The organism is Saccharopolyspora sp. 6V (assembly GCF_020176785.1).
Taxonomy (GTDB): Bacteria; Actinomycetota; Actinomycetes; order Mycobacteriales; family Pseudonocardiaceae; genus Saccharopolyspora_C; species Saccharopolyspora_C gregorii.
In genome coordinates, this window is record NZ_JAIUKB010000032.1 from 1 (window position 1) to 4,464 (window position 4,464).

Annotated in this window: 5 protein-coding genes; 3 read left to right on the top strand and 2 right to left on the bottom strand. The window is 74.1% G+C overall.

Annotation, left to right across the window (positions count from 1 at the left end):
* Together LCD35_RS07440 and nth are read right to left on the bottom strand one after the other, a co-directional pair.
* Positions 1-387, bottom strand: a 387-nt coding sequence (locus LCD35_RS07440; RefSeq protein ID WP_225043948.1) for a TlpA disulfide reductase family protein, incomplete at its 3' end; no start/stop codon positions are given.
* Positions 384-1,121, bottom strand: coding sequence for an endonuclease III (gene nth / locus LCD35_RS07445; RefSeq protein WP_224957297.1), 738 nt, complete (start codon positions 1,119-1,121; stop codon positions 384-386). The genes nth and LCD35_RS07440, both read right to left, overlap by 4 nt.
* A 324-nt stretch (positions 1,122-1,445) precedes the next feature.
* On the opposite strand from nth, the gene LCD35_RS07450 reads away from it, so the two are divergent.
* From LCD35_RS07450 to LCD35_RS07460, 3 genes are all read left to right on the top strand, one after another.
* Entirely contained in the window at positions 1,446-1,700 is a 255-nt protein-coding gene (locus LCD35_RS07450; protein ID WP_029621632.1) for a hypothetical protein, read from the top strand.
* A gap of 97 nt (positions 1,701-1,797) precedes the next feature.
* Positions 1,798-2,472, top strand: a complete 675-nt coding sequence (locus tag LCD35_RS07455) for a Crp/Fnr family transcriptional regulator (protein WP_224957254.1) — start codon at positions 1,798-1,800, stop codon at positions 2,470-2,472.
* A gap of 634 nt (positions 2,473-3,106) precedes the next feature.
* Positions 3,107-4,330, top strand: a complete 1,224-nt coding sequence (locus LCD35_RS07460; protein ID WP_225043949.1) for an MFS transporter — start codon at positions 3,107-3,109, stop codon at positions 4,328-4,330.
* The last annotated feature ends 134 nt before the right edge of the window (positions 4,331-4,464 follow it).

Here is a 4,464-nt window from a genome sequence, read left to right on the forward strand (position 1 = left end):
GCCGGGGCGGGCGGAGTACTCCTGCAGCGCGGGGAGCTCGGTGCGGCACGGGGCGCACCAGGTCGCCCACACGTTGACCAGCGCCGGGCGTCCGGCCAGCGCGGCGCCGACGTCCACCGGGCGGCCGTCGGCCAAGCAGGTCCCGGTCGCCCCGGCCAGCTCGGCGGGGCCGCCGGCCCGCGGCTCGGGGCAGGGTCCGAGGCCCGCGCGCAGCGCCGGGTCGACCGGGGCCGCCTGCGGCCGCTGCTCCGGGGCGTCCGCGGTCGGCGCCCCGCCGCCGGAACCACCCGGCCACAGCGCGACCACGGCGAGCCCGGCCAGCACCAGCACCACGACCGTCCACCGGATCTCGCTGCGGAACTCGCGGACGTACCGCCAGCGGCTCACGCGTCCGGCTCCTTCGCCGCCGCCTTCTCGATGGTCGCCTCGTCCAGTTCACCGGAGATCCCGGCTAGCTCCAGCAGCCGCGGCGCCTCCGGCCCGCGCACCAGCTTCGCCGCCGCCGAGGGCTCCTCCGGGCCGGCACCGAACGACGGGCAGTCCTTCGCCAGCAGGCACGCGCCGCACGCGGGCTTGCGCGCGTGGCACACGCGGCGCCCGTGGAAGATCACGTAGTGCGAGAGCATCGTCCACTCCTTGCGGGGGATCAGCTCGCCGATCGCGTGCTCCACCTTGACCGGGTCCTCCTCCACCGTCCAGCCCCAGCGGCGCACCAGCCGGCCGAAGTGGGTGTCGACGGTGATGCCGGGGACGTCGAAGGCGTTGCCGAGGATGACGTTGGCGGTCTTGCGACCGATCCCGGGCAGCTTCACCAGGTCGTCGAGCCGCGCGGGCACCTCGCCGCCGTGCCGCTCCACCAGCGCCGCGCCCAGCCCCAGCAAGGAGTTCGCCTTGTTCCGGTAGAAGCCGGTGGAGCGGATCAGCTCCTCCAGCTCGGTCCGGTCGGCGCCGGCGTAGTCCGCGGCCGCCGGGTAGCGGGCGAACAGCGCGGGCGTCACCTGGTTGACCCGCTTGTCGGTGCACTGCGCGGACAGAATCGTCGCGACCGCGAGCTGCAGCGGGTCGGCGAAGTCGAGCTCGCAGTGCGCGTCCGGGTAGCCCTCGGCGAGCTCCCGCACCATCCGCCGCGCCCGCCGGACGAGCCCGGTGCGGGTCTCCGTCCCGGCGCTCGCCGCGCTGCGGCGCGGTCGGCGCGCCGGTGCTCCCCCGGCTCGGGAACGACCGGAACCGGAGGTCACGGCGCCCGCGGTCGTCGACCGGGTGGGCGCCGATCGGGCCGCGGCGGGCCGATGGGAGGATGATCGACCAGGCTGTGACCTGTCGTGGGCTGGCTCCGGCACCCCACCAGACTACGGACCACGACGACACCCGAACCCGACCCCGTCGACGGGCAACCGACCCCCGGTTGCGTCCGTCTCGAAGGCATGAGCGAGGATTCAAGCATCATGACTGCCTGGTTCGTTATCGTCGTACCGCTAGTGATCATGTTCTTCACGTTGTTCATGGAGCGCGTGGAGGCACGGCTGCGGCACGTCGCGGTGCAGGAGAACGAGGTCGAAGAGCTGCTGGAGAACGCTCGGCCCGATGAGGTCCGGGCGCTGTTCCGGCAGGGAATCGGGCGTGCGCTGGAGCTCTTCCAGCTACGCAGGGTGGGACGCGCCGGCAAGCTGCGAACTCGCCGTTCCCGCGACCAGTCTTAAACTCAACTGGTAGTGATCGGCGGCACAGTACGGTGACCGCGGAACGACGCGGGCACCGCTTCGAACGAGCCGCCGCGTCTCAACATGGAGGGACGAGGTGGACGAGACCCTTTCCCGCGCCGGAATCTTCCAGGGCGTGGAACCGGCCGCGGCGGAGGCGCTGACCCAGTCGCTGGAACCGTCTGAGTTCCCGCGCGGACACGTGATCTTCGCCGAGGGCGAGCCGGGCGACCGGCTCTACATCATCCAATCCGGCAAGGTCAAGCTCGGGCGCAAGTCGCCCGACGGCCGCGAGAACCTGCTGGCGATCATGGGGCCGTCGGACATGTTCGGCGAGCTGTCCATCTTCGACCCGGGCCCGCGCACCTCGACCGCCACCACGGTGACCGAGGTCCGCGCGCTGACCATGGACCGCAGTGCGCTGCGGCAGTGGATCGGCACCCGCCCGGAGATCGCCGAGCAGCTGCTGCGGGTCGTCGCGCGCAGGCTGCGCCGGACCAACGGCATGCTCGCCGACCTGATCTTCACCGACGTGCCCGGTCGCGTGGCCAAGGCGCTGCTGCAGCTCGCGCAGCGCTTCGGCAGCCAGGAAGCCGGTCTGCTGCGGGTCACCCACGACCTCACGCAGGAGGAGATCGCGCAGTACGTCGGCGCCTCGCGGGAGACCGTGAACAAGGCGCTCGCCGACTTCGCCCACCGCGGCTGGCTGCGGCTGGAGGGCAAGAGCGTGCTGATCCTCGACCCGGAGCGGCTGGCTCGCCGCGCGCGCTGAGCCACCACCGGCCGCGTCGCCCAACGCGCGTCGGCTGACGGGTCCGCCTTTCGTTCGGACCCCTCAGCCGGCGCGCGTTTTCGCACGTCCGAGCCTCCCCCTCCGAGCGCGCTCGGGGACGGCGGATCCAGCACCCGGCCGCGGACACGCCGAGTCACCAGCCATGTAGGGGACGTTGTGCCCGGTTTCCTCCCCGGAACCGGAGGGCACACTGGTATCAGAGCCCGGGACATCTGCTCGGAAAGAATTCACCGAGCCGTGCAACCCGGACCGAGAACTCAACGTCTTACCTAGTGGAGGCCCTTCACGACGCGCGGAGCGCGCGGGTGCTGGGCAGCCGACGGGGAACTCCTCCGGTGCCGGATTCGGGGCCGACCATCGGAGGTTCGAGGAGCGTGGTTGGTCGGGGGACGGGCCGCGCGAGCGAAAGGGCTGGAGCGTCGCGTCGGGGGCGACGCCCCAGCCCTTTCGCACGTCCGGTCCCGGTCGCGCGGCGCCTGGCCGGGCTCGGCCGCCCGCTGCGGCCCGGTCAGCCCGAGAAGCGCGGACAGCCGGGTCGCGGCTCGTTCCGGGCGACGGAGAACACCCGGAAAACGACTGGTACCGGCGTACCAGGACGCGGATACTGGTACGCGTGTCCCATTCGATCACCTTGGCCGACTACCGCGCCGCGCTGCGCACGCCCGGAGCCACCGCACCCGTCCTGACCTCCCTGCTGGGCCGCCTGCCGATCGCGATGATCGGGCTGGCACTGCTGCTGTACGTGCAGAAGGTGACCGGCAGCTTCGCCACCGCCGGGCTCGTCTCGGCCGCCGAGCTCGTCGGCGTGGCGTGCGGCTCGGTCGTGCAGAGCAGGGTGATCGACCGGATCGGACCCACCCGGCCGATGGTCGTGATGTCCGCGGCGCTCGCGGTGTTCGTCGCCGCCGAGATCACCGCCATCGAATCCGGGGCACCGGTCGTGGTGCTCACCGCGCTCGGCTTCCTGCTGGGCGCGAGCCAGCCGACCGTGGCCCCCGCCTCCCGGGCGCTGTGGGCGCAGCTGCTGCCCGCCGGGCCGGCGCGGGACGCGGCCTACTCGTACGAGGCGATCAGCATGGAGGTCTTCTTCATCCTCGGCCCCGGCCTGGCCGGGCTGCTGGTCGCGCTGCCGTGGGCCGGTGCCGGAGTCGTCGCGGGCAGCGCCTGCATGATCGTCGGCAGCATCGGCTTCGCCTCGACGCGCGCCGCCCGCCGGTTGCGGCCGCAGGACGACTCCCGCACCTCGGGCGGGATGCTCGGGGCGCTGCGCGCGCCCGGGATGCGCACGGTGGCGCTGGCCGCGCTCGGCTTCGGCTGCCTCATCGGCTTCGTGGAGGTCGGCGTGCCCGCCTCCGCGGTCGCGGCCGGGGCGCCGAACGCGGGCGGGCTGCTGCTGAGCGCGCTGTCGGTGACCTCCGTGGTGTTCGGCGTGCTGTACGGGATGCGGCCGTGGCCGCGGCCGATGCACCTGCGGCTGCCCGCGCTGCTGCTCGGCTTCGCCGGTCTCGTCGCGCTGCTGGCGCTGCCCGGGACGCTGTGGGGGCTGTGCCTGGCGCTGCTGCTCGCCGGGTGCCTGATCACCCCGCAGTCCACGGCGCACTCGGTGGCGCTGGACCTGGCCGCGCCGGCCGGGACCGAGACGGAGGTGTTCGGCTGGGTCGTGACGGCGGTGACGCTCGGTGCGGCGGCCGGCCAGTCGATCAGCGGCCGGATCGTGGAGAGCGCCGGGCCGCCCGCCGCGTTCCTGCTCGCCGGGGTGGTCGGCGTCGTGCTGGCCGCGGGCCTGTGGGTCCGGCGCGGCACGCTGCTCCCGGTCCGCGAATCCGCCCTGGTCTGACGCGCAGGGCCTCGCTGATCGCGGGCCCCCCCCCGGGGGGGGGGGGGGGCCCCGGGGCCCGGGCGCCCCGGTCCGCCGGCGGGGGGGCGGGGGGGCCGCCCCCCCCCCCCCCCCCGGGCCCCCCCCCCCGCGCG